This window comes from Bradyrhizobium sp. CCBAU 45384 (genome assembly GCF_028128665.1).
Classification (GTDB): Bacteria; Pseudomonadota; Alphaproteobacteria; order Rhizobiales; family Xanthobacteraceae; genus Bradyrhizobium; species Bradyrhizobium manausense.
Genome location: NZ_LBIZ01000119.1, coordinates 61,719 through 86,887 on the forward strand (window position 1 = coordinate 61,719; position 25,169 = coordinate 86,887).

A 25,169-nucleotide genomic window follows, 5' to 3' on the forward strand; every position below is an offset into this window, starting at 1 on the left:
TAGTCCTGTTGGCGTCAATCCCACGAGGTAGGGCGCGACGTCTCTTCTTCGCTTCGGGAAAAAAGATCGCACGCGTCAGCCGATCCCGGGTCCCGGGGATTGCGCTTAATTTCGCAAAAGAAAGAAGCCCCGGGCGACGCCCGGGGCTTTGAAGTCTGGCACTGACCGTTTTCTTTTTCGGTTTCAGTAGCGCGCGATCACAGGTGCGTCGAACTTGTAGCTGGCGCGGACGACCGCCCACTGGATGTCGCGCGGCTTGGCGTCGAAGGTGTAGTTTCCGGACAGGCCGCCGAGCTGATAGGTCTGGCTGCCGAAGGCCGCGTAATTGTACTCGAGGCCGACGATCCAGTTGCGGGTGATGCCGTATTCCCAGCCGGCGCCGACAGTCCAGCCGTTGGCCCAGTGAGTCTGGCCGCCCGAGCCCTGAGCCACGCCGACGGTGTCGCTGACGTTGAGACGGTTGTTCACGCCGGCATAGCCGCCCTTGACGTAGAACAGGTTGTTCTGAACGGCGAAGCCGGCGCGGCCGACGACGGTCGCGAGAACGTTCGTACGCCAGGTGAAGACGTCATCGCCCGCACCGAACGCGGTGTTCACGACGGTGCCCTTGTTGTCGAGGCCGGAGATCGTGCCCTCCATGCCGAACACGTAGTTATTGGCCTGCCAGTTGTAGCCGATCTGGGCGCCGCCCATGATGCCGGCGCCGCGCTGGCGATAGCCCTGGCCCGGAACGAGGTCGCCGAACGGCGCGCCGGTCCCGTTGTTGATGAACTGCTCGTTGGTCCAGGCGCCACCGATGTGGCCACCGACATAGAAGCCGGTCCAGTTGAACAACGGCTCGATGTAAGCAGGCGCCTTGGTGTAAGGACGCGCGGCGAGATCGGCGGCGGAAGCAGCGCCGGTCGAAACCAGAGCGGTCGTGCAGGCGAAGGCGGCAATCAATTTGTTACGCATGGTACATCCCGTGTCCTTTGATGGGCGCACGCTCACACGCAAGTTCTTACTCAAATTTGAATCAACAAAGTTAAGGCGCCGGATTGGCATTTGGCGGTCTTTGAATCCCGGACCGCTGTTGCTGGCGCGCAACGCGGACGCCGCAATTTAACGCGGCGTTATCCCTATCAAATCGCTGCGTCAGGATGCCGGCGAATGCACGTGCTCGGGCCGCACACCGATGGCGATGAAGCGCGCGGGAATGCCCTGGAGCCACGGCCAAGCGGAGATCAGGCGCAGGATCAGCGGCACCTTGAACGGCCGACCTGTGCCTTTCAGCGCGCTGCTGACGATGTTGTTCTGCACGACCACCTGCATCGCCTGGGTCATCTTCACCGGGAATTCGCGGCGACGCCTGACGGCATCGAGCTCAGCCTCGGATGGGCAGCCCCGCATCAGCTTCTCGGCGAGCAGGTTTGCGGTCGCGACCGCATCCTGCACGGCCAGATTGACGCCGACGCCGCCGACTGGCGACATCGCATGCGCGGCGTCACCGATGCAAAGCAGCCCGGGTCGCGTCCAGTGGCTCAGACGGTTGATCGCGACCGTCAGCAGCTTCACGTCATCGAAGCTCTTGACGTCGGCGATGCCGTGCCTGAGGACCGGCGCCATGCGCACCACATCGTCGAGCAGCGCCCCCAGTCCCCTCGCCTTCACCGCATCATACTGTCCCTTGGCGATGACATAGGCGCATTGCCAATAATCGCCGCGGTCGAAGGTGACCATCATCTTGCCGGGCTCGATGCGCGCAAACAGGTTCTCGGTCTCGTCCGGCCTGCGGCCCGCGCGGAACCAGAGCACGTCCATCGGCGCCCCGATCTCCTCGACGGCAAGGCCTGCGCGCTCGCGCACCGTCGAGTGCCGGCCGTCGCAGGCGATGGTGAGATCGGCCTCGATGTCGACGTCACCGTCTGGCGTCGTTGCGCGGACGCCGGCGATGGTCTCGCCCCGCCGGATCAGGTCGACAGCCTCCGTGCTCATCAGCACTTCGAGCGAGGAGAAACGCTTGCCGGCCTCGCGCAGGAAATTGAGAAAGTCCCATTGCGGCATGAAGGCGATGAAAGGGTATTTCGTGTTCAGCCGGCTGAGATCGGCGATCCGCACCTTGGTGCCACCGAACAGGCCGTCCATCTTCTGCAAGCGCTGATGCGGCAGCTTGAGGAAGCCGTCGATGAGGCCGAGCTCGTCCATCACCTGAAGTGTCGAGGGATGCACGGTGTCGCCGCGAAAGTCGCGGAAGAAATCAGCATGTTTCTCCAGCACCACGACGTCGATGCCGGCGCGTCCCAAGAGATAGCCGAGCATCATGCCCGCAGGTCCGCCGCCAACGATGCAGCAACGGACTTTTATGGAACGTGATGCGGATTGATCCGAGGTCGCTGCCGCCATGATCCTGACCTCACTGGCAAGTGGATCCGTAAACAGGATAACAGCACCACTTTACTTCGCTACCCGCGTTCATTGGCTCACCGTGCCGGAACCAAGATGACGGGTCACCAGATCGAGGAACTCGCTGGCCATCGGTGAAATGCTCAAGGACCGGTGCCGAACGACGCCCACGGTCCGCTTGATCTCGGGCGCAGCGATCGGAATGGCCCGGATGTTGGAGCCGGAGCTTGTCGGCAGCGCCGTCGCCGGCAGGATCGCGCAGCCGACACCCGCTTCCAGCAATCCGAGGATGCAGGAGACGTGTTCGACTTCGTAAAACCATCGCAGCTTCAGGGCGGCATTTCCGAGCAATACCTCCAGCAGGAGACGGTTGCCGCTGTCGCGCCCGCCGATGACGAGCCGAACCTTTGCCGTAGCCTGAAGCTCTTGCAGCGTGATCTCCTGGCGAGCGGCGAGCGTGTCATCCTTGTGCATGGCCAGAACGAAGCGATCAGCCAGCAACGGCGTGAACGTGAGATCCGGATCTTCCCCGGGGTCAACGCCGATCCCGAATTCGGCCAAGCCCGACAATACGTGGCGAACGACAAAGTCCTGATTGCCGTCGAAGACCTGCACACCGACGTTTGGATGACGCCCGCTGAACGTCTTCAGCAAGGACGGAAAGGCCTGGCAGACCACGGTAGGGATGCTGGCCACCCGTATCTTGCCAAAGCGCTTCTCAGCGACCTCGCGGATCGAATCCAGCATTCCGTTCAGGTTGTTGATCTGCTGGCGAGCCATTGGAAGGAAGTGGCGTCCGGCCCCGGTGAGGACCACCGACCTCGTGGTGCGGCTGAACAGTTCGACACCCAGCGTCTGCTCCAGCTTCTGGATCCGGCGCGACAGACCGGGCTGGGTGAGATGAAGCTTCTCGGCGGCGCGCTGGAAATTCAGCAGCTCTGCCGCGATCACGAAGGCCTCGAGTTCAGCGTTCTCGACTTTCATGCGGCGCTCTCATCAGTCGCAAGCGAACCCGCATTGGACCTCAATGATGACGGTTCCTACGATCCCCGGGATAGCCGAACCAAAGGGAACAGGTAGCACCGATGCCCACCCAGCAGCAACTTGCCTCGTCAATGCCGATTGTGGCGGCCGCATCATCCGATGTGACCGAGGCCGATGCCACATATCGGAAGATCGTGCTTCGTATCGTTCCGTTCATTCTGGTCTGTTATTTCTTTGGCTATCTGGACCGGGTGAACGTCGGATTTGCCAAGCTCGGCATGGTCCACGACCTCAGTCTGAGCGAGGCCGCCTATGGCCTCGGTGCAGGCTTGTTCTTCATCGGATATCTCCTGCTCCAGGTGCCCGCGGGCTATCTGGTTCAGCTCCACGGCCCCAGGAAGTGCATCGCGGGATCGATGATCGCATGGGGGCTCGTCTCCGTGGCGACGCTGCTGACCCGAGACGAGGCCAGCTTCTACGCGCTTCGATTCCTGCTCGGTGTCACGGAGGCCGCCTTCTTCCCGGCCGTGATCGCCTGCTTCAGCCTCTGGTTTCCCTCCTACAGGCTGAGCAAGGTGATGTCCCTGCTGTTCCTCGCCCTGCCGCTCGGGGTGATCGTCGGCGGCCCGATGTCGGGTTGGATCATGGATGCGACCCACGGCGGCTACGGCCTGACGGGTTGGCAATGGATGTTCCTGCTCGAAGGGCTGCCGGCGATATTGCTCGGGCTGTTCGCGACCAAATCGATTGTCGAACGACCGGACGGTGTCGAATGGTTGACACCCGGCGAGAAGGCTTTGGTGCTGCGGGAGCTCACCCAGGAATCCCGGGACAAACAAACGAGCTTGTTACCTGCATTGCGTGAGCCGACGCTCTGGATTCTGTTCGCGACAACGTTTCTCTACAACCTCGGCAATTACGGCCTCGTGTTCTGGATGCCGAGCATGATCAAGTCCATCGGCGGGCTGACGAACTTCCAGATCGGCGTCGTAACTGCCCTACCCTATTTCGTCGCCGCCTGCGCGATGCTGATCAATTCGTTCCACTCGGTCAAGACCGGCGAGAGGCTCTGGCATACCGCGCTGCCGCTGATCGCTGGCGGAGTCGCCCTGGTCGCAAGTGTGACAATGCGAGACGTGCCGGCGCTCTCCCTCTTGTGCCTGACCGTCGGCATCTCCGGCATCCAGTGCACGCTCGCCATGTTCTGGAGCCTGCCATCGCGCGTGCTTGCCGGGACCGCTGCGGCCAGTGGTGCGGGGCTCGTCAATATCGGAGCGGCCATTGCCGGATTTGCCGGTCCGACGATCCTGGGCCTTCTCGGTCAACTGACCGGCAGCAATACGGCCGGCGTTTCGCTGCTGGCGATCGGGCTATTCGCCGCGGCCGGACTGATCTTTGCGATTCCGCGGCACCTGATGGCCCGGCCTGTCGTCTCGGCCTAGGAGGTGTCGTAGTGCTCTACAAGGCTCCAATTCCCCGTCTTCCCGACCCTCGCCCGCGCAAGCCATTTCGGATCGCTGTCGCCGGATTTCATATTGAGTCCGTGAGTTTTCTGCCGGTCGCCTCGACCTGGGACGATTTCGAGCAAGTGGCCCTGCGCGGGAATCGCATCGTCGAAGAGCTCCGAGGTACGAACACGGTGATGGGAGGCTTCATCGACGTCTGCGAACAGGACAGCGTGGAGTTGGTCCCCCTCGTCCACACCGCCCTCGGCGCCGTCGGACCTGCGACCGACGAGGCGGTCAGACGCTATGCGGACGAGATGGCAGTCAGTATCCGCGCACTCCCGGACCTGGATGGCGTGCTGCTCTTCCTCCACGGCGCGTGCTGGACGGCATCCTATCCAGACCCTGAGCGCTTCATCATCGACACGGTGCGTGGCGTCTTAGGGAAAGACAAACCCTTGATCGTCGCCCTGGACTACCATGGCAACATCGACGCGGACACGTTGAAGAACGCGACCGCGGCGTTCGCCTATCGGAAATCGCCGCACACGGACACGGGTGACACGGGACGCCGGGCCGCCCTCTGCATGCTGCGCACGCTGCGGGGAGAGATTTCGCCGGCATGGGCAATCGCTAAGCCGGGCGTGCTCGTTCCGTCGATCTTCAGTGCGACCGCGCTGCGCCCCCTGGCGGACATTATCGAGGAAGGACAACGGATCGAACACGACAGCCAGCATTACACCGACATTTCGCTGATGGCGGGCTTTTCCTATGCGGACGCGCACAATGCAGGCTTCTCGGCGCTGTGCGTCACGGACGGCGACCCCGCGCGCGCTCAGAGGATCGCGGACCATCTGTCAGACCGGGTCTGGCGCGAACGGCACGCGCTTTACAGGCCCTTCGACGTCTACACCGCGGAGTCAGCGGTCTCCCGGGCGTGCGCAGGCCTCACACGGCGCGACGCAAAGGGACGTCCATACGTCCTGGTCGAGCACGCGGACCGAATGAACGATTCCACGTACTTGCTGGCGGAGCTGCTGAAGCGTCGCGTCGCAAGGTCTGCCGTGCCATTCCTCTGGGATGCGGCCGCGGCGCAGAGGGCGTTCGATGCCGGTGTTGGCGCGATGGTGAAGCTTCAGCTTGGCGGCCACAGCTCGGAGAAGGCGGGACCGACCTTGGACGTGATCGCACGCGTGCTGTGGGCTGGCCCCAAGTCATACCGCGTGTCGGGGTCCTACATGCATGGCATGCCCGTCGACCTCGGAATGACGGCCTTGCTCGACGTCGATGGCGTATCGGTGAGCGTCGTTAGCGCCTTTGCGTTCGCGGTCGATGGTGATGCATTCGGCGTGTTCGGGTTGCGCCCTGAAGACTTCGACATCATCGTGCTTCGTTCCAAGACCCATTTCCGCGCCTTCTACGAAGGTTTGGCGGAGGAAATCCTGATCGTGGATACGCCCGACCACGGCGGCGCCGACCTCCGGCTCCTGCCCTACGAGCGCCTGGATACGCTTCGCGTATTTCCTCTCGCTCCCGAAACTTCAACGCACCGTGCGGCAGAGGATCGGCAGAAATCAAAGCCGCCTCACCGCGCAAACCGAACCGCTTAATTGTTGCTGCGGTTCGCCGTGCGGAAACTCTTGACCTCCGACACGCTGCCGTCACGGTAGGTCAATTCGACCGACATGAACTGCGTCGCGGGCGGCAGTTTCTCATAGAGCAGCATGCCGGCGGTGATGGCCGAGGGATCGCGGAGATCGCAAGGCGGCAGCTTGAGCACCCTGTCCGGCACCGCCGTGTCGATGCCGATGCGCGCCTCGCGGATCGCGCAGCGGTACGACACCAGGTGGGAATAATAAACCAGGAGCCCATTGAACTGCCGGAACGACAGCCAGCTCGTCGCGGTCATGTCGAGGATCTTGCGCTGGTCGCGGATCAGCGCCGCCTCGGGATCGAACTTGATCGGGAACGGCCCCTGCATCTCGCCGGAAGCATCGACGTAGCGGACCTCGATGGTGCCGGCCTGCGCATCCGTCGGCAGCTCGATCGAGGGGTTCGGCATCCGCTTGCGGGTACGAGGGTCGAGCGTATCGATAAAGCCGGTCTCGCGGAAATCCCCGTTGCCGGCCATGCGCCATGAAATTCCAATGGTGGGATCGGCGAAGGAGAACGTCACGCTCCAGCCGCCATTGTGCCGGGAGAAGCTCGCGATCGGCGCATTGGTGCTTTCTTCCTTCGGCACGCGCGGCACCGACACCGGCGGCAGCGAGGCGAGTTTTTGCGGTGGCGGATCGGCGGGCCGCGCCGCGGCCGCCGCATCCTTCGCCGCGCCGCTGAGGAAGACGTCGTCGACCATCTGGTCGAAATAGACAGGCACCTGCTTGTGCCTGACGGTGTCGGCCATCTCGCTGACCAGACGGCGCGTGTGCTGCGCGACCTGCACGAGGTTCTCGCCGGGCTGGAGCAGCTCCTTGGCGAAGGTGCGCGTGAACACCGAGTTGGGATTGGCATCGTCGTTGGAGAGACGATCGAGCGCGGTCTGGCGCGGGCCGGCCGAGAACACCGAGAACACGCCTTCAGGCAGCTGCGTCATCGGCGCGAGCCCCCCGCCGCCGGCCACCGCGCGCGTGCCTGCGCGCTCGAACGGATTGTTGCGGCAGGCGTCGAACACCAGGATCGAGGTGCGCGCCTTCTTGTTCTGGAGACGCTCGACGACACGGTCGGCGAGAATGGAGGCGTCGCGCACCAGCTCTTCCTGGCCCTCGGTCGCCGCCGGCACGTCGGTCGGCAACAGATAGTTCTGGCCCGCGATCTCGAATCCGTGGCCGGCATAGAAGAAGAACGCGGTGTCGCCCGGCTCGATCGCCCGGTCGAAGGCGAGCAGCGTCTCGGTGAATTGCTGACGGTTCTGGTTCTCGGCGACCATCACCTGGAAGCCGAGCTGCTTCAGCGTGTCGCCCATGGTGCGGGCGTCGTTGACGGCCTTCACGAGCTTCGGCACGTTCTTGTAGTCGTTGTTGCCGATCACGAGCGCGACGCGCTTTTCGGCATGTGCAACGCTTGCCACCCCTGTGAGGCTCGCCGCCACACCAAGGGCCACCAGAATTCTCAGAAGCCGACGCGTCATGTTAACATTCCCCTTGCAGCATGGCTCCGGTCGGGCCCCTTGCGCCTTTGCTCTGATAGTCGGTCCAGCCACGGCCGCGGTTCAACCAGTCCATCGGCGCGGTCCCATCCTCTGGCCTATGGCAGATTCTGCTGGAATCTGCTTCTTCTTGGCAATTGCGCGCGTGTGAGGGCTGCCGTGTATCGCTGGTGTACCGACGAAGTCGAACCTCAGGACCGCTTCGACTATTGGCGCGAGGTGCGCGCAAAAGGTCTGTTCGGAGTCACCGCTGAGCTCGAGCGCGAGCAGCGCACGGGGTTTTACGGGGAATTCTCGCTGAGCCAGGTCGGCCCCGGCGGCCTCGTCGAGCTGAAGGCCTCGTCCTATGCGGTCGAACGGAGCCCGTCCGACATCAACAACGCGCCGAGCGACAGCATCTGCGTCTACCAGCAGCTTGGCGGCGGCGGCTGGTTCGGCGGCATGCGCTCGAGCGATTTCGCCATTGCCAATGGCAGCTTTGCCACCAGCCACACCGACCTGCCCTACCGCACCCGGCCGCTGGGCGTTTCAGGCTTTCATCTGCGCATCCTGAAGATCCCCGTCAGCGGCCTTGCGACACAGGACAGGCGCATGCGCGAGCTTGCGCCCAAGACCTTCAACGATGCCACGCTGGCGCCCCTGCTCGATGCCTGTTTTGCCGATCTCGGCGAGGCGGCCGCGATTGAGGGCTCGGCCGACGCCGCCCCGCTGGTGCAGGCGCTCGGGCATCTGGCACTGATCGAGCGCGGCATCGTCAGGCCGGGCAGCCGGCGCGGACAGGCGGCGCTCCGGACCGCCCGCCTGTCGCTGGCGCGGCGCCTGATCGCGCGCCATTTGCAGGACCCGGATCTGGCGCCTTCACGGGTGGCCGACCTGCTCGGCGTCTCGGTGCGCCATCTGCATATGCTGTTCGAGGTTGCCGAGCGCAGCTTCTGGCAGACCGTGACTGAGGAACGGCTGAAAAGAAGCCGCCAGCTGATGCGCGAAGCGCCGGACCGGCTGATCGCCGACATCGCCGCCGCCTGTGGTTTCGAGAGCCTGGCAACCTATTACCGCGTCTTCAACGCCGCCTATGGCATGGCGCCCGGTGATTTCCGCGCCCGGCCACAGGAGGCCGTTAACCACCCCGTCGGCTGCCGCAGCCGAAAAGCCGAGCCGCGCCCGCTATTTGGGCAAAAACCTTAGGGTTTTTAGGACCTTCCCGCGCCTGCTCCATTGACTTTGGTCGATTCCGCCCTATGTTCCGAGGCGACGCGGCTCAGATCGAAGAGCGATTCCTGAGCCTGGCGCTTTGTTCGCGTGAGTCAGCACCCCCAGCTTCTTTGAGAGCGCGCCGTTTCGGGGTGGAACGCGACAGCCTTTTTACCCTCGATTCCGAACGGCGGTTTCGACCAGAGGCTCAATGTCCTTTTCCAATCTCGGACTGTCCGAAAAAGTCCTCGCCGCAGTGGCGGCCACCGGTTACACCACCCCCACCCCCATCCAGGAACAGGCGATCCCCCACGTCCTCGCACGCAAGGACGTGCTGGGCATCGCCCAGACCGGCACCGGCAAGACCGCAGCTTTCGTGCTGCCGATGCTCACCATCCTCGAAAAGGGCAGAGCCCGTGCCCGCATGCCGCGCACGCTGATCCTGGAGCCGACCCGCGAGCTCGCGGCGCAGGTGAAGGAAAACTTCGACCGCTACGGTGCCGGCCAGAAACTCAACGTCGCCCTGCTGATCGGCGGCGTCTCGTTCGGCGACCAGGATGCCAAGCTGACGCGCGGCGTCGACGTCCTGATCGCCACACCGGGCCGGCTGCTCGACCATACCGAGCGCGGCGGCCTGTTGCTCACCGGCGTCGAGCTGCTCGTGATCGACGAAGCCGACCGCATGCTGGACATGGGCTTCATTCCCGATATCGAGCGCATCTGCAAGCTGGTCCCCTTCACGCGGCAGACCCTGTTCTTCACCGCGACCATGCCGCCGGAAATCCGGCGCATCACCGAGGCCTTCCTGCACAATCCGCAGAAGGTTGAAGTCTCCAAGCCCGCGACCACCGCCGTCACCGTCACGCAGTCCCAGGTCCCGGCCGGTCGCGAGGCGCATGAGAAGCGCGAGCTGCTCCGTCGCCTCTTGCGCGAGGCCAAGGATCTCAAGAACGCGATCATCTTCTGCAATCGCAAGCGCGAGGTCGCGATCGTCCACAAATCGCTTCAGAAGCACGGCTTCAGCGTCGGCGCCCTGCATGGCGACATGGACCAGCCGGCCCGCATGGCCGCGCTCGACCAGTTCCGCAAGGGCGAGCTTCCCCTCCTCGTCGCCTCCGACGTCGCCGCCCGCGGCCTCGACATTCCCGAGGTCAGCCACGTCTTCAATTTCGACGTTCCCCACCACGCCGACGACTACGTTCACCGCATCGGCCGTACCGGACGCGCCGGCCGCACCGGCACCGCGATCTCGATCGTCACGCCGCTCGACCAGAAGTCGATGGTCGCGATCGAGAAGCTGATCGGCCAGAGCATTCCGCGCGCCGAAGGCGACTACGAGGTGCACGCCAACAGCGGCGAAAGTGATCGCCCGCGCGAGGAGCGTGGACGCGAGCGTTCCCGCGGCGGACGCGGCAAGCCGCAGCGCGGCGGTCGCGATCGTGAGCGCAGCCACGAGCCGCGCGGCGAGGCCAGACATCAGGCGGAAGCACGGCCCGCCGGCGAGCGGCCGGCACGCGAGGCACGACCGCAGCGCGAAGCAAGGCCGTCGTCCGAGGGGCGCCATGGCTCGCGCCAACAGGCCAACAATTCCCACGTACCGTCGATCGGCCGCCCCGAGCCGCGGCGGCAGCGGGAAGCCGACACCGAGCCAGGCGATCACTCGCATCTCCCAGCGTTTCTGTTGCGTCCGGTCCGCTCTCCCGCCGGAGCCTGACCCCGCGATACACGCGTGAGTTGAGCGGTCGAACGTTTACCGACCGTTCATCATCGTCCGTTAGCCTACGAACATAATTTAAGCATTGCCGTGGTCGATGGGCGCACCGACCGCTGTGGGGTATGTTCCGTGGTCAAAATGCTCGACGAACACGAACGCACGATGGCGTTCGCCGAGGTTGCGCTCGGTCAGATCCGATCGCTGAAGCAAGCCGCAATTCCCCGCAATTACGAGATCTGGTACGTCTACGCGACCGGCTATAACGCGCCGCTCAACAAGATCATCAACGAGACGCTGGCCCGCAACGGCAAGCTGTCCGAAGCCGATCTCGAGCAGATCTACGACACCTACCTCTCCCACATCAAAACGACCGATCGTATCGACAAGGTCGGCGCGCGCGTCATCGGTGAGATCGACAACGTGGTGAAGGTGTTGGGCGATGCGCTCGGCATGACTGGCTCCTATGACGCCAGCCTGTCGGACGCGACGGCGCAGCTATCCTCGGCCAAGAGCCGCGAGGAGATCAAGACCATCGTCGAAAAGCTGCTGCACTCGACCAGCGAGATGCGCGATACCAACAAGGCGCTGGAAGACCGGTTGACGCTCTCGAAGAATGAGATCAGCAATCTCCAGCAGAGCCTGGAGGCAATCCGCGCCGAAAGCCTCACCGATCCGCTGACGGGCCTCGGCAACCGCAAATATTTCGACCGCATGATCGGCACGGCGGTGCAGAGCGCGCTTGCGAGCGGCGAGCCGCTGTCGCTGCTGCTGTTCGATATCGATCATTTCAAGTCGTTCAACGATTCCTACGGCCATCTCACCGGCGACCAGGTGCTCCGGCTGGTCGGCCTGTCGTTGAAGCAGACCATCAAGGGCCAGGACATCACCGCGCGCTATGGCGGCGAGGAATTCGCGGTGGTGCTGCCCAACACGGCGCTGCGCCAGGCTCTCACCGTCGCCGATCACATCCGCCGCGCCGTGATGGCGAAGGAATTGAAGAAGAAGTCCACGGGCGAAATTCTCGGCCGCGTGACCATTTCGGTCGGCGTCTCCCTGCTGAAGCAGGGCGACGACACCGACGCGCTGATCGAGCGCGCGGACGCCTGTCTCTATGCGGCCAAACGCAACGGCCGCAATCGCGTGATCTGCGAAGTCGATCCGGAGTTTGCGGTCGAGCAGCACGGCCGGGTGGCCTGATACGGGCTGCGAGGTCCGGCTCCGCTTGACATTCCAATCCGACGACCAACATCTTCCTCGCCGCATCAAAGTAAGTGATCGCGAGGACCCGTCGCTTGCCCAATCCCCGTGATTTTCACACGCCGCAACCGTCCTACACCAAGGACGAGCTTCTGAGATCGAGCGAAGGCGGTTATTTCGGCCCGGGCAATGCGCAATTGCCGGCCCCGCCGATGTTGATGATGGACCGCATCACCGAGATCAGCCTGGATGGGGGCGAATACGGCAAGGGCCATATCGTCGGCGAGCTCGATATTGTGCCTGAGCGCTGGTTCTTCGATTGCCACTATCGCGGTGACGCGATGATGCCGCCCACTCTCGGGCTCGACGCCATGTGGCAGATGATCGGCTATTGGCTCGGCTGGTCGGGTTCGCCGGGCAAGGGCCGCGCCATCGGCGTCGGCGAAGTCGAGGTGACGGGAGCCATCACGCCGCAGACGCGATCCGTGCGCTACGAAGTCACCATGCGCATGGTCCGCCGCGGCAAGCTGGTGCTCGGCATTGCGGATGGGCGCGTGATCACCGACGGCACCTGCGTGTTCGTGGCGAAGGACATGCGGGTAGGTTTGACGAGGGCTGTCGATTGAGCAAATGGTCTCGTAGGGTGGGCAAAGGCGCTTTGCGCCGTGCCCACCATCCTTGCGTCGTGGGCACGCTGCGCTTTGCCCGCCCTACCGCACCGTCTTCTTGGCTAATTTTCTGGCCGATTTCTTCTTCGTCGCGATTTTCTTCGTCGGCTTGTTTGCCGCCTTCTTCGTCGCCCTCTTCCCCCTCGGCCGCTTCTTGACCTTGGCGCGCTGGGCGGCGGCGAGCGCCGCCCTCGCCCATTGCGCCAGCTCCTCGGAATCGTCGAACAGCCGTGCCGGCAGCTCCCAGTAGGAGTTCACCAGCACGGTCTTGGCGCGGGTCGAATACTGAAACGGCTTCGAGCCCTCGGCTTCAAAATCCGGGATGGTCACCTCGTCGGCGCGGAAGAACAGGCCGGCTCGCAAGGCGAGCGCGAAATTGATGCCGTCGGCGGAGATGCCGTAGCCGGAGAACATTTTTCGGATGGCGACAGGGCCGAAATCGGCGAACAGGTCGATCAGAAATTCGCGATCCATGGTTGGCTTCCCGAGGCAAGCAAGCCAGCCTTGATACCACCGCCGTCATTGCGAGCGAAGCGAAGCAATCCAGACTGTCGCCGCAGAGACAGTCTGGATTGCTTCGTCGCAAGTGCTCCTCACAATGACGAAAGAGGCTTACCCGTCGATCTTGGCCGGACGCAGCTCGACGGACTCGCCGCAGCCGCAGGCGGAGATCTGGTTGGGGTTGTTGAAGACGAACTGGGCCTGCATCTTGTCGGCCTTGTAGTCCATCTCGGTGCCGAGCAGGAACAGCACGGCCTTGGGATCGACCAGGATCTTGACGCCCTTGTCCTCGACGACCTCGTCGGTCGGGCGGATCTCGTGGGCGTATTCGACCGTGTAGGACTGGCCGGCGCAGCCCCCGTTCTTCACGCCAACGCGCAAACCCACGATCTCGGAATCGGCGCGCTGGGTCAGCTCGCTGATGCGCTGGGCAGCAGCGTCCGTCAGCCGCATCACCTGCGGGCGCGGGCGCCGGGGCTTTGGTGTCGAAGCTGGAGTTGCCTGGGTCATGTTGTTTATGTGGTCCGTTGCAGAACGAAATTCAATGCGCGTTGAGACCGTCACCACATGTTGAGCACGAGGCGGGCCTCGTCGCTCATGCGTTCCGGCGTCCAGGCCGGCTCCCAGACCACCTTGACGTTGACCACGCCGACGCCGGGCACGCTGGCGACCGCGTTCTCAACCATGGTCGGCAGCTCGCCTGCGGCCGGGCAGTTCGGCGTTGTCAGCGTCATCTGCACGTCGACGGAACGGTCATCCTTGATCTCGACCTTGTAGATCAGGCCGAGCTCATAGATGTCGGCGGGAATTTCCGGGTCGAACACGGTCTTGAGCCCGGCAATGATCTCGCGGGTCAGACGCTCGGTCTCCTCCGGCGGCAACGCCGAATGCGTCTCCATCGGACTAGCTTTGATTTCGGCCGTGTCACTCATGCGAACAAATCCCGCGCTTTGAGCAGCGCCTGTGCCAGATGATCGACTTCTTCCCGCGTATTATACATGCCGAACGAGGCCCGGCAGGTGGCCGTGACGTTGAACCGCTCTAAAAGCGGCATGACGCAATGGGTGCCGGCGCGCACCGCGATGCCCTGGCGGTCGATCACGGTGGCGACGTCATGGGCGTGCGCGCCCTTGAGCTCGAAGGAGATCACCGGGCCCTTGCCCCTCGCCGTGCCGATCAGCCGCAGCGAGTTGATCTCGCGCAGGCGCTCCTGGGCGTAGGCCGTGAGGTCGGCCTCGTACGCGGCGATGCGCTCCTTGCCGATCGAATTGACGTAGTCGATCGCAGCGCCAAGGCCGACGGCCTCGACGATCGCCGGCGTTCCCGCCTCGAACTTGTGCGGGGGATCGCCATAGGTGACGATCTCGCGCGAGACCTCGCGGATCATCTCGCCGCCGCCGTTGAAGGGACGCATCGCGACGAGATGGTCGTACTTGGCCCAGAGCACGCCGATGCCGGTGGGACCATAAACCTTGTGGCCGGTGAAGACGTAGAAGTCGCAGCCGATGTCCTGGACGTCGACCGGCAGATGCACCGCGCCCTGGCTGCCGTCGACCAGCACCGGAATGCCGCGGCCGTGCGCGATCTTCACGACGTTCTTGACCGGCACGATGGTGCCGAGCGCGTTCGACATCTGCGTGATCGCGACCAGCTTGGTCTTCGGGCCCAGCAGCTTCTCGAACTCGTCGATGAGGAAATTGCCCTCGTCGTCAACGGGCGCCCACTTGATCACCGCACCCTGGCGTTCCCTGAGGAAGTGCCAGGGAACGATGTTGGAGTGGTGCTCCATGATCGAGATGACGATCTCGTCGCCTTCTCCGATGTTCGGCCCGCCCCAGGACGATGCGACGAGATTGATCGCCTCTGTGGCATTGCGGGTGAAGATCACCTCTTCAGTGCGGGGCGCGTTGATGAACTGCGCAACCTTGGTGCGGCCGCCCTCATAGGCTTCCGTCGCCGCGTTGGCGAGGTAATGCAGCCCGCGATGCACGTTGGCATATTCGCTCGTATAGGCCTGCGTCATGCGGTCGAGCACGGCGCTCGGCTTCTGCGCGGACGCCGCGTTGTCGAGATAGACCAGCTTCTTGCCGTAGACCTGCATGGCGAGCGCCGGAAAATCCTGGCGCACGCGCGCCACGTCATAGGCGCCGTTCTTGACTGCGGGATGCGTCGTCATGACCGCCGCTCCAGCCAGCGCTCGGCAATGCCGATCACGTGCTCGCGCAAGACATCATCAGCGATCTGCTCGATCGCCTCGCCCACAAACGCCTGGATCAGCAGCGCCTGGGCCTGCTTCTCCGGCAGGCCGCGGGCCTTCAGGTAGAACAAGAGGCTGTCGTCCAGCGCGCCGGCGGTGGCGCCGTGGCCGCAGGAGACGTCGTCGGCAAAGATTTCCAGCTCGGGCTTGTTGTCGGCCTCGGCTTCGTCCGAGAGCAGGAGCGCCCGGGTCATCATCTTGCCGTCGGTCTTCTGCGCGTCGGGACGGACGATGATGCGGCCCTGGAACACCGAATGAGCGCGGTCGTCGATCACGGCGCGGAAGGTTTCCCGGCTGACGCAGTTCGGCACGGCATGGTCGACCACCAGCGTGGTGTCGCCGTGCTCGGTTTTCTGCAGCAGGTTGACGCCATTGGCCGAGAGCTCGCTGCCCTCGCCTGAGAGCGTGATGAAGCCCTGCAAGCGGCTGACCGCAGCGCCGGTCGTCATGTTGAAGAAGTTGAACTTCACGGCGGCGCCGACGGTGACGAAGTGCGAGGAGACGTTCACCGCATCAGGCGCGTCGTCCATCAGGCGGATATGCGCGACGTCGGCATCGTCACCGATCCAGAGGATCACCGCGTCGTTGACCTGGTAGCCGCTCGCCTTCCCGGCCGCGACGAAGGTCTCTACGAGAGTAGCACGCACGCCTTTGCCAATTCGCAGATGCGAGCGGGTGAACGCGGACGCGCCGGCCGCCGTCGCGATATGGATAAGCTGGATCGGCGCCGACAAATGAGTGCCGTCGGCCACCGAAACCACGACGCCGTCCGTCGCCAGGGCCGCATTGAGCGAGATGACCGCATCGGTCGAGGCGGTCCGGAGGAGATCGCCGGCGGCAGGGTTGGCCTCATTCGCGAGAACCTCACGCAGCGTCTTGACGCTGACCTCGGACGCAAGTGCCTTGACGTCCGACAGGTCGGCCGCGAACACGCCGTCGACCAGCACCAGCTTGCGGGCGCCCGCAATCGCATGCGCCTTCACCGCCTCCGCGGCGCGCTTCAGCGCGGCGGCATCGGGCGCGGCTGCGAGCGGCAGCACCTCGCCGACCAGTGCGCGCAAATCGGTGTATTTCCATTCCTCGATCCGGCGGTGCGGCAGGCCGAGACGCTCATAGGTCTCGAACGCCTCGCGGCGCAGTGCTGCCACACCAGGCGAACCCGGCAAGCGGCCTTCGGCGCTGGCGAAGAGATCGCTCACCGCGCGGCCGTTCCCGGTCTTTGCCACAGCAACGTTCATCGCAAAATTCCTTACGCGGCATCCTCGAACTGGGCGTAGCCGGATGCTTCGAGCTCCAGTGCCAGATCCTTGCCGCCGCTCTTCACGACACGGCCCCTCGACATCACGTGCACCACGTCGGGCACGATGTAGTTGAGCAGCCGCTGATAGTGGGTGATGACGACCATCGCGCGCTTCGGCGAACGCAGCGCGTTGACGCCGTCGGCCGCGATGCGCAGCGCGTCGATGTCGAGACCGGAATCCATCTCGTCGAGGATGCACAGGCTCGGCTCGAACAGCGCCATCTGCAGCACCTCGTTGCGCTTCTTCTCGCCGCCGGAGAAGCCGACATTGACGCCGCGTTTGAGCATGTCCTGCGGGATATTCAGCGACTTCGAGACTTCACGGACTTTCTTCAGGAAGTCCGGCGTCGAATACTCGCTCTCGCCGCGGGCCTTGCGCTGCGCGTTCAGCGCGGTGCGCAGGAAGGTCATGGTGGCGACGCCGGGAATCTCGACCGGATACTGGAACGCCAGGAACACGCCCTTGGCGGCGCGCTCGTCGGGTGACATCTCCAAGAGGTCCTCGCCCTTGAAAAGAATCTGGCCGTCGGTGACCTCGTAGCCGGGCTTGCCGGCGATGACGTGCGAGAGCGTCGATTTGCCGGAGCCGTTCGGCCCCATAATCGCGTGCACCTCGCCCTCGTTCACGGTCAGCGTCAGCCCATGGAGGATCTCGCGCTCCTCGACACGAACCTTGAGGTCTTTCACTTCAAGCAAAGCCATTTTGGTGTCCAGTTTATTCAATTCATGTTGGAGCGCGTGAGCGCACCGCTGGGGTCGGCAATCAGCCGACTGACCCTTCGAGCGAGATCGAGATCAGCTTCTGCGCTTCCACCGCGAACTCCATCGGCAGTTGCTGCAGCACGTCCTTGACGAAGCCGTTGACGACGAGGCCGACCGCCTCTTCCTGGCTGAGGCCGCGCTGGATGCAGTAGAACAGCACGTCCTCGGAGATCTTCGAGGTCGTCGCCTCGTGCTCGAACGTCGCCGAGGAGTTCTTCGCTTCGATGTACGGCACGGTGTGCGCGCCGCATTTGTCGCCGATCAGCAGCGAATCGCAGGCGGTGAAGTTGCGCGCGCCGGAGGCTTTCCGGTGCGCGGTGACGAGACCGCGATAGGTGTTCTGCGATTTGCCCGCGGCGATGCCCTTGGAGATGATCCGGCTCGACGTGTTCTTGCCGAGATGGATCATCTTGGTGCCGCTATCGACCTGCTGGAAGCCGTTCGAGATCGCGATCGAGTAGAATTCGCCGCGCGAATTATCGCCGCGCAGGATGCAGCTCGGATATTTCCAGGTGATCGCAGATCCCGTTTCGACCTGGGTCCAGGAGATCTTGGAATTGGCGCCGCGGCAGTCGCCACGCTTGGTGACGAAATTGTAGATGCCGCCCTTGCCTTCCGAATTGCCGGGGTACCAGTTCTGCACCGTCGAGTACTTGATCTCGGCGTCATCGAGCGCGACGAGCTCGACCACGGCGGCGTGCAGCTGGTTCTCGTCGCGCTGCGGCGCGGTGCAGCCTTCGAGATAGGAGACGTAGGAACCCTTGTCGGCGATGATCAGCGTGCGCTCGAACTGGCCGGTGTTGCGCTCGTTGATGCGGAAATAGGTCGACAGCTCCATCGGGCAGCGCACGCCCGGCGGCACGTAGACGAACGAGCCGTCGGAGAACACCGCCGAGTTCAGCGTCGCGTAGAAATTGTCCGAGGTCGGCACCACCGAGCCCAGATATTTCTGCACCAGTTCAGGATGCTCGCGGATCGCTTCCGAGATCGGCATGAAGATCACGCCGGCCTTCTTCAGCTCCGCCTTGAACGTGGTCGCAACCGAGACCGAATCGAACACCGCATCGACCGCGATCTTGCGCCTGGCCGGATCTTCCTCGCCCACCTTGGGCTCGACGCCTTCCAGCATGGCGACTTCCCGCAACGGGATGCCGAGCTTCTCGTAGGTCTTCAGAATCTCCGGGTCGATCTCGTCGAGCGAGGTCACCGTCTTCTTCGGCTTCGGCGCCGCGTAATAATAGAGGTCCTGGAAGTCGATCTTCGGGTAATCGACGCGGGCCCAGGTCGGCTCCTGCATGGTCAGCCAACGGCGATAGGCCTCCAGCCGCCACTGCAGCATCCAGGCGGGTTCATTCTTCTTCTGAGAGATGAACTTGACGATCTCTTCCGACAGCCCCTTGGGGGCCTTCTCGGACTCGATCAGGGTCTCAAACCCATAACGATACTGGTCGACGTCGATGCGCTTGACGCGCTCGACCGTCTCTTGAACGGCTGGCATTCCATCCTCCGCTCGTGGTTTCAAGGACCACGGTGGATCAAACTCGAACGACTATTACGATGTTTCTGTGCGGAAAGCACGGGCTTAGAACGGTTCAAGCCGTGTTTCGTCGCTTAGCCTCTAAGTAGGGTATTACCGAGCTTTCGCCAAGCCTCTAACGCCCTATTGATGTCCTCAGGTCCCGTGGACCAGCCCAGACTAAGGCGCACCGCTCCCTGGGCCACGGTGGCATCATACCCCATCGCCGAAAGTACATGGGACGGCTGGACCTTTCCCGAGGAACAGGCGGAACCCGAGGATACGGCAATGCCCTCGAGGTCAAAGCCGATGACGGCGGTCTCGGCCTTCAGCCCGGGCGCAGTGAACAAGACGGTATTGGGCAACCTCTTCACATCTTCGGCGAAGACCGTCGCTCCGGCAATTTCGTGAAGACCATTTCCCAAGCGATCTCTGAGGCTTGCCATCCGCTCCCCATCCTCAGGCAGAGCCTGAAGGACGGCTTTCACCGCCGCGCCGAAGCCCGCGATCCCCGCGACATTCTCGGTTCCAGCCCGCCGGCCGAGCTCCTGCCCGCCGCCGCGCAGGACCGGTTCCAATCCGGCAAGCCCCTCGGCCACGACCAGGGCACCGACGCCCTTGGGCCCGCCGATCTTGTGCGCAGAAAAGGCCGCAAGGTCGGCGCCTACCGCGTTAAGATTGAATGCAATTTTGCCCAGCGCCTGGATCGCATCGACATGCAGAAGACCGCCGGCCTCGTGGACCAGCCCTGCCGCCTCGGCCACCGGCTGAAGCGCACCAGTCTCGTTGTTGGCCGCCATGATCGAGACGAGCGCTGGGGGGCCAACATTCAGCAATTCTCGGAGGTGATCGAGATCAACGACGCCGGATCGCGTGACCCTGATCTGGCCGACGCTCTCAGCCGGAAACCGGCCGCCCGCCAGCACTGAGGCATGCTCGACGGCAGAGATCAGAAGCCGCCGCACCGGCTCGCCCGATCGGCCGCGTAGGCCGGGCGACAGCGCCAGAGCATTGGCCTCGGTTCCAGCCGACGTAAAGATCACATTCCGCGGCAGCGCGCCCACCGCCGTCGCCAGCGCGGCTCGCGCCTCCTCGACCAGCCGCCGCGCTTCCCGCCCCTCGGCATGGACCGAGGACGGATTGCCGATCAGCTCATAGGCGGCCAGCATCGCTGCGCGCGCTTCGGTGCGCAGCGGTGTGGTCGCATTCCAGTCGAGATAGACACGGCTCGGCATGGCGCCCTCTTAGCACCTTTTGTCCGCTCGCCAATCGGGCGCTGCCGCACATCAGGCCGGCTGCTGTCGCGCGATCCCGGCGACGGAACGCGGCTCCATCCGCAGACCGAACAACGGACGCAGCCAGCCGATGCGCCGCGCGAACTCGTAGCTCGCCGCACAGGCGAGCGCCGTGCCTGCTATCACGATGGCGGCCTCGCTTGCCGCAGACAGCCGGCTGCCTCGCAGCGCGTGTGCGATCATGATGATCGCGGTTTGATGGACGATGTAATAGGGAAAAATCGCATCGGTCAGGTAGCGGCGCACCGGGCCATCAGCGGTCAAATGGCGGCGCGCAAAGCCGAGCACGGCGATCATCGCGATCCATTGGTAGCTGCCATAGGCCGAACCGGCGATCCACTGGAGCATCGGCGAGCGCGGGAACAAGCCGGCGTAAGCGAGAACAAAGACGGTGAAGCAAACGGCTGCTAGCGACAGCGCCACCCATCGTTGCCGCTCGATGTCGCGCCAGATGCCGCCCTCGCGTGCGAGCAGGAAGCCGATCAAGAACGCGGTCGCATGGTCGGCGTGGTTGTACCAGTCGCCGAACAGGGCATGCGTCGAGGGGAAAATCGGCGACAGGAACAGCCGCCAGGCCGCGAACAGCAGGCACGGCAGCACCAGCAACCATGGCCCGGCGAGCAGGGCCGCGAGCCTCTGGCCGATCCAATCGGCGGCCGCCGGCCACAGCGCCAGCACGCCAGCCAGGGACATGGTGTAGACCCAGAGATAGACCACGAACCAGAGGTGGTTCCAGGTCGGCTGCACGATGCAGGGGTTCGGACAGAACTGCGCGCTGAACGCCAGATAGTGATGGAGGTAGTAGTCGGCGAACCCCTCGGGGTAACCGAAGCTCTCGGCGATCTGGAGATACGACTGCGGCGGCACGATCACGACCATGCCAAAGATCAGCGGGATCAAGAGCCGCACCGACCGGGCCCGGGCGAACGCCGCGAGCCTGACCTTGCTCAGCATAAAGCGGCTGGCGACCCCGGAGACGAGGAACAAGAGCGACAGCCGCCAGGGATTGAGGACCAGCATGGCCGGCTCGAGAAAGGTCAGCCGGTGCTCGCTCTTGATGTGAAATCCCCAGGACACGTAGAGCATGCCGACATGGTAGAAGATCAACAGCCCAAAGGCTAAAATCCGTACCCAGTCCAGATCGATGCGTCGTTCCGAACCTGATGCCTGCTGTGATGTTGACATGGATCTCTGCTCCCTAGGCTCTCGATATCAGTGGGTTTGGGGCCATGGCTGACGGCCAAAATGCGCCGGAAGCGGAGCGCGTCGAGGCGGTTTGGGATCAGAACCGAACGCGAGGGGACGAAGCGTCGTCCTCAGGGACGAGCGGTTGGCGCGCCGGGATCAGCGGCGACTGGGCGACGTTCGCTGCGATCGCCGCCATCGCGCTCATCGTCGGAATCGTCAATGCGCTCTCCGGCGCACAGGACGCGGCTTGGCGCGGCGACAGCGCCGATATCGGCCGGCGCCTGTTCTGGGAGATGACGAGCATCGTCGTCATCTTGGCCCTGGTGCCGATTCTGATGCTGTCGGTCCGGCGCATGCGCCGGACAACGAGCATCGCGGCGCGGATCGGAATCGCGGCAGTCGCCTTGCTCGGCTTCTCGGCGCTCCACGTCGCCGGCATGGTGGGCTTGCGGAAGTTCCTGCTCTGGCTCGCGGGCGGCGCTTACGAGTTCCATTTCTCGCCGGCGTTCGTCCTCTACGAGTTCCGCAAGGATGCTGTGACAGCATTGCTGATTGGGGCAACGCTCTGGCTGTTCGAAAGCCGCCGCGAACTGCGCAAGGCCGCGCAGGAACCCCAGTCCAATCCGGCCGCTTCGCTGGAGCAACCGTCGTCGAACCTGATCTGGCTGCGGGACGGTACCAGCCGGATTCGAGTCGCGCCGCGCGACATCCTGTGGGTGGCCTCCGCCGGCAATTACATCGAATACAGCCTTGCCAACGGCACCCAGCACCTGATCCGGGGGACCCTTGCCGCGACAGAAAGCGAGCTGGCCCGTTTCGCCATCGTGCGCGTTCACCGCACCCGGCTTGCCAATCTCGACCGCGTCAGCGGCGTGGACTTCAAGCCGTCGGGGGATTTCGAACTCACCTTCGACAACGGCAGGACGCTTGGCGGCAGCCGCCGCTACCGGCCCGCCGTCGCCGCACTCGGAAGCCGTGCCGCGCCCGTGTGAATCGCCGCTCGGATCGGCCGGCAGCCGATAAAACGATCGTGATTCCAAATGCTTGCCGCCTCAATGCCAACCTCCGCAATCTGCCTGCTCGATCCCGACCATGCCGGACGTCGCATTGCCATGACCCGCTAAGGTCTTGAGCAGATTGGCAGATGTCGAAGATGCTTGCTTTTTGCCCCGCTGCCTATGTTAGAACGCGCACCGTCAAGTCACCGCGCGCCATCTGCGCATCACCGCAAGGCGCACGGCCTTCTCGTCCTTCCATTCGCGCTTTCGTCGGCATCCGCCGATGAGGCCACAATCGGTTGATTGCCAAGGACCCGCTTTCCAGCAAGTCAATCCAGAGATCATCAATGCCCGAAGTCATTTTTGCCGGCCCCGCTGGCCGTCTCGAAGGCCGCTATCACCCGGCCAAGCAGAAGAACGCGCCGATCGCGATGATCCTGCATCCGCATCCGCAGTTTCACGGCACGATGAACCATCAGATCGTGTACCAGTGCTACTACGCCTTTGCGCATCGCGGCTTCTCGGTGCTCCGCTTCAACTTTCGCGGCGTCGGCCGCAGCCAGGGCTCGTTCGACCATGGCACCGGCGAATTGTCGGATGCGGCGGCAGCGCTCGACTGGGCGCAGACCATCAATCCTGAGGCGCGCGCCTGCTGGGTCGCGGGCTTCTCCTTCGGCGCCTGGATCGGCATGCAACTGCTGATGCGCCGTCCCGAGGTCGAGGGCTTCATCTCGATCGCGCCGCCGGCCAATCTCTACGACTTCTCGTTCCTCGCGCCCTGCCCCTCATCGGGGCTGATCGTGCATGGCGAGAAGGACGCCGTGGTGCCGCCGAAGGACGTCAACACGCTGGTCGAGAAACTGAAGACGCAGAAGGGCATCGTGATCGACCAGCAGGTCATTCCCGGTGCCAACCACTTCTTCGACGCCAAGCTCGAGCCGCTGATGGAAACCATCACGGCCTATCTCGACATGCGCCTCGCCAACGTGCGGTAAGACTCTTGTTGAGCATGATCTATTCGGAAAACCGCTTCACACTTTTCCGGATCATGCTCTGACATGACCGCGTTTGTAGCCCTGCTGCGCGCGGTCAATGTCGGAGGCACCGGCAAGCTGCCGATGACCGAGCTCAAGGCGATGTGCGAAGAGCTCGGCTTTGGCGCCGTGCGCACCTACATCGCCAGCGGCAACGTGGTCTTCACCAGCCGTAAATCGGAATCCGCCATCAAGGCCGCGCTGGAAAAGCGTCTGCACGCTTACGCCGGCGCGCCGGTCGGCGTGCTCGTGCGCAGCGCTGCCGAGATGGCAGACGTCCTGGCCAATAATCCCTTTCCAAAGATGGCGCCGAACCGCACAGTCGCGATCTTCCTCGACAAGGCGCCGCCCGCCGACACGCTCGCCGGCATTCGCAGTCAGAAGGACGAAGAGGTCAGGCTTGGCGGCCGCGAGATCTACGTGCATTACGGCGCCGGCATGGGGACGTCAAAACTCGTGATCCCCGCCGCCAAGGCCGGCACCGCGCGCAACATGAACACCGTCGCAACGCTAGCGAAGATGGCCGCGGAGCTCTAGGCCAGCTTCAGCGCGGCAATCCCCGTCAGGAACAGCACGATACCGACAAGCTTCATCGCGCTGAGCGCCTCGCCGAACAGCACCACACCCATCAGGAACGTGCCGGCGGCGCCGATCCCGGTCCACACCGAATAGGCGACGCCGACCTCGAGCACCTTCAAGGCACGTCCGAGCAGAAAGACAAAAGCCGCAAGCAGCACGAGCGAAGCAAGGCTCCAGCCCACGCGCGTGTAGCCTTCCGCGTACTTCATCGAGATCGCCCAGCCGACATCGAGCGCGCCAGCGATCACCAGCATCAGCCAGGCCAGCGATTGCGACATGTGCTCAGGCCGCGAGCTTGAGCAGATGAGCATCGTGCCGAACAAGGAAGGCGCGCAGCAATTGCGGATAGTCCGCGCCGACGGCGCCACCTACGCTTGGACGTTTTGCAAGCTCCGCTCGCCACGCCCGCACCTTCGGCACATCGTTGAAGATGCCGTGCTCGGTCAGTTCGTCGAACAGATCGAAATAGCGGAAGACCGGCGCGAACACCGCATCGACCAGACTAAACGCTTCGCCGGCAAAGAACGGTCCTGTGCCAAGCGCGGCCTCCACACGCGCGAATTTCGCGGCGAGTGCCTGGCGCTTGCTCTCGAATGTCGCGGGATCCGTCGTGGTCTCCAGCCCCCAGAGGTCGCCAAGGATCGCCGAGCCGAACTCCATCCAGGCGCGGTGCTTGGCGCGTTTCAGCGGATCGGCCGGATGCAGCTTCGCGCCGCCTTGCGTCTCCTCGATGTATTCGCAGATCACGTTGCTCTCGAACAGCGCGACCTCGCCCTTGTCCGTCGTCACCACCAGCACCGGCACCTTGCCGAGCGGCGATATCTTCAAGAACCAGTCGGGCTTGTTGGCGAGATCGATGTCGATCCGCTCGAACGGCACGCCCTTCTCTTTCAACGCGATCACCGCGCGCTGCACGTAAGGACAAAGCTTGTGGCTGATCAGCTTGAGTGAGGCGGACATGGTGCGATCCCGACGGTTCGATGCAACTGCATCCAATATAGATGCACTTGCAT

Annotated in this window: 23 protein-coding genes and 1 pseudogene; 9 read left to right on the forward strand and 15 right to left on the reverse strand. The window is 63.8% G+C overall.

Annotation, left to right across the window (positions count from 1 at the left end; translation table 11 throughout):
* Positions 1-183: 183 nt before the first annotated feature.
* The 3 genes from XH80_RS36810 to XH80_RS36820 form a co-directional block, all read right to left on the reverse strand.
* A complete protein-coding gene (locus tag XH80_RS36810) occupies positions 184-954 on the reverse strand; it encodes an outer membrane protein (protein ID WP_271602853.1) in 771 nt (256 codons plus the stop codon).
* 180 nt (positions 955-1,134) lie between these two features.
* On the reverse strand, positions 1,135-2,382 hold the full coding sequence (locus XH80_RS36815; protein WP_271602854.1) for an FAD-dependent oxidoreductase: 1,248 nt from the start codon (positions 2,380-2,382) through the stop codon (positions 1,135-1,137).
* Between the two features lie 69 nt (positions 2,383-2,451).
* A complete protein-coding gene (locus XH80_RS36820) occupies positions 2,452-3,366 on the reverse strand; it encodes a LysR family transcriptional regulator (RefSeq protein ID WP_271602855.1) in 915 nt (304 codons plus the stop codon).
* A gap of 101 nt (positions 3,367-3,467) precedes the next feature.
* On the opposite strand from XH80_RS36820, the gene XH80_RS36825 reads away from it, so the two are divergent.
* Positions 3,468-4,808 (forward strand): MFS transporter, encoded by a 1,341-nt coding sequence (locus XH80_RS36825; RefSeq protein ID WP_271602856.1) that lies wholly within the window; start codon positions 3,468-3,470, stop codon positions 4,806-4,808.
* An 11-nt stretch (positions 4,809-4,819) separates the two neighbouring features.
* On the forward strand, positions 4,820-6,421 hold the full coding sequence (locus XH80_RS36830; protein WP_271602857.1) for a M81 family metallopeptidase: 1,602 nt from the start codon (positions 4,820-4,822) through the stop codon (positions 6,419-6,421).
* On the opposite strand, the gene XH80_RS36835 is transcribed toward XH80_RS36830, so the two are convergent.
* Positions 6,418-7,938, reverse strand: coding sequence for a caspase family protein (locus XH80_RS36835; protein ID WP_271602858.1), 1,521 nt, complete (start codon positions 7,936-7,938; stop codon positions 6,418-6,420). The genes XH80_RS36830 and XH80_RS36835 overlap by 4 nt on opposite strands.
* Positions 7,939-8,115: 177 nt before the next feature.
* Here XH80_RS36835 and XH80_RS36840 point away from each other — a divergent pair, with 177 nt between their 5' ends.
* From XH80_RS36840 to fabA, 4 genes are all read left to right on the forward strand, one after another.
* Positions 8,116-9,141 carry a helix-turn-helix transcriptional regulator gene (locus XH80_RS36840; protein WP_271602859.1) on the forward strand — a complete coding sequence of 342 codons (1,026 nt, stop codon included), beginning with the start codon at positions 8,116-8,118 and terminating at the stop codon, positions 9,139-9,141.
* A 217-nt stretch (positions 9,142-9,358) separates the two neighbouring features.
* Positions 9,359-10,861 (forward strand): DEAD/DEAH box helicase, encoded by a 1,503-nt coding sequence (locus XH80_RS36845; protein ID WP_271602860.1) that lies wholly within the window; start codon positions 9,359-9,361, stop codon positions 10,859-10,861.
* Between the two features lie 129 nt (positions 10,862-10,990).
* Positions 10,991-12,058 (forward strand): GGDEF domain-containing protein, encoded by a 1,068-nt coding sequence (locus tag XH80_RS36850; RefSeq protein WP_271602861.1) that lies wholly within the window; start codon positions 10,991-10,993, stop codon positions 12,056-12,058.
* A gap of 95 nt (positions 12,059-12,153) precedes the next feature.
* Positions 12,154-12,684: a bifunctional 3-hydroxydecanoyl-ACP dehydratase/trans-2-decenoyl-ACP isomerase gene (gene fabA, locus XH80_RS36855; RefSeq protein ID WP_271602862.1), complete on the forward strand. Its 531-nt coding sequence runs from the start codon at positions 12,154-12,156 to the stop codon at positions 12,682-12,684.
* Positions 12,685-12,743: 59 nt separating this feature from the next.
* On the opposite strand, the pseudogene XH80_RS36860 reads toward fabA, so the two are convergent.
* The 9 genes and pseudogenes from XH80_RS36860 to XH80_RS36900 all read right to left on the reverse strand — a co-directional run.
* Positions 12,744-13,200 (reverse strand): annotated as a pseudogene (locus tag XH80_RS36860) (TfoX/Sxy family protein); the annotation flags it as partial.
* A 138-nt stretch (positions 13,201-13,338) separates the two neighbouring features.
* Positions 13,339-13,737, reverse strand: coding sequence for a HesB/IscA family protein (locus tag XH80_RS36865; protein WP_083514086.1), 399 nt, complete (start codon positions 13,735-13,737; stop codon positions 13,339-13,341).
* 50 nt (positions 13,738-13,787) lie between these two features.
* Positions 13,788-14,159, reverse strand: coding sequence for an SUF system Fe-S cluster assembly protein (locus XH80_RS36870; protein WP_220005952.1), 372 nt, complete (start codon positions 14,157-14,159; stop codon positions 13,788-13,790).
* Positions 14,156-15,403, reverse strand: coding sequence for a cysteine desulfurase (locus XH80_RS36875; protein ID WP_271602864.1), 1,248 nt, complete (start codon positions 15,401-15,403; stop codon positions 14,156-14,158). Before XH80_RS36875 ends, XH80_RS36870 begins: the two co-directional genes overlap by 4 nt.
* Positions 15,400-16,722, reverse strand: a complete 1,323-nt coding sequence (gene sufD / locus XH80_RS36880; protein ID WP_271602865.1) for a Fe-S cluster assembly protein SufD — start codon at positions 16,720-16,722, stop codon at positions 15,400-15,402. The genes XH80_RS36875 and sufD overlap by 4 nt, the downstream gene beginning before the upstream one ends.
* An 11-nt stretch (positions 16,723-16,733) precedes the next feature.
* The gene (gene sufC, locus XH80_RS36885) at positions 16,734-17,486 is read right to left on the reverse strand and encodes a Fe-S cluster assembly ATPase SufC (protein WP_128952026.1); all 753 of its coding nucleotides are present in this window, start codon (positions 17,484-17,486) and stop codon (positions 16,734-16,736) included.
* A gap of 61 nt (positions 17,487-17,547) precedes the next feature.
* Positions 17,548-19,044: a Fe-S cluster assembly protein SufB gene (gene sufB / locus XH80_RS36890; RefSeq protein ID WP_271602866.1), complete on the reverse strand. Its 1,497-nt coding sequence runs from the start codon at positions 19,042-19,044 to the stop codon at positions 17,548-17,550.
* 113 nt (positions 19,045-19,157) lie between these two features.
* Positions 19,158-20,297 carry a cysteine desulfurase family protein gene (locus XH80_RS36895; protein WP_271602867.1) on the reverse strand — a complete coding sequence of 380 codons (1,140 nt, stop codon included), beginning with the start codon at positions 20,295-20,297 and terminating at the stop codon, positions 19,158-19,160.
* A gap of 51 nt (positions 20,298-20,348) precedes the next feature.
* Positions 20,349-21,542 (reverse strand): acyltransferase family protein, encoded by a 1,194-nt coding sequence (locus tag XH80_RS36900; protein WP_271602868.1) that lies wholly within the window; start codon positions 21,540-21,542, stop codon positions 20,349-20,351.
* A 44-nt stretch (positions 21,543-21,586) separates the two neighbouring features.
* On the opposite strand from XH80_RS36900, the gene XH80_RS36905 reads away from it, so the two are divergent.
* The 3 genes from XH80_RS36905 to XH80_RS36915 all read left to right on the forward strand — a co-directional run bounded on the left by XH80_RS36905 (position 21,587) and on the right by XH80_RS36915 (position 24,114).
* The gene (locus XH80_RS36905) at positions 21,587-22,537 is read left to right on the forward strand and encodes a LytTR family DNA-binding domain-containing protein (RefSeq protein WP_271602869.1); all 951 of its coding nucleotides are present in this window, start codon (positions 21,587-21,589) and stop codon (positions 22,535-22,537) included.
* Positions 22,538-22,890: 353 nt separating this feature from the next.
* A complete protein-coding gene (locus XH80_RS36910; RefSeq protein WP_008143006.1) occupies positions 22,891-23,538 on the forward strand; it encodes an alpha/beta hydrolase in 648 nt (215 codons plus the stop codon).
* 63 nt (positions 23,539-23,601) lie between these two features.
* A complete protein-coding gene (locus XH80_RS36915; RefSeq protein WP_271602870.1) occupies positions 23,602-24,114 on the forward strand; it encodes a DUF1697 domain-containing protein in 513 nt (170 codons plus the stop codon).
* Here XH80_RS36915 and XH80_RS36920 read toward each other — a convergent pair.
* Positions 24,111-24,434, reverse strand: a complete 324-nt coding sequence (locus XH80_RS36920; RefSeq protein WP_271602871.1) for a DMT family transporter — start codon at positions 24,432-24,434, stop codon at positions 24,111-24,113. The genes XH80_RS36915 and XH80_RS36920 overlap by 4 nt on opposite strands.
* 4 nt (positions 24,435-24,438) lie before the next feature.
* On the reverse strand, positions 24,439-25,116 hold the full coding sequence (locus XH80_RS36925; protein ID WP_271602872.1) for a glutathione S-transferase family protein: 678 nt from the start codon (positions 25,114-25,116) through the stop codon (positions 24,439-24,441).
* Positions 25,117-25,169: the final 53 nt, after the last annotated feature.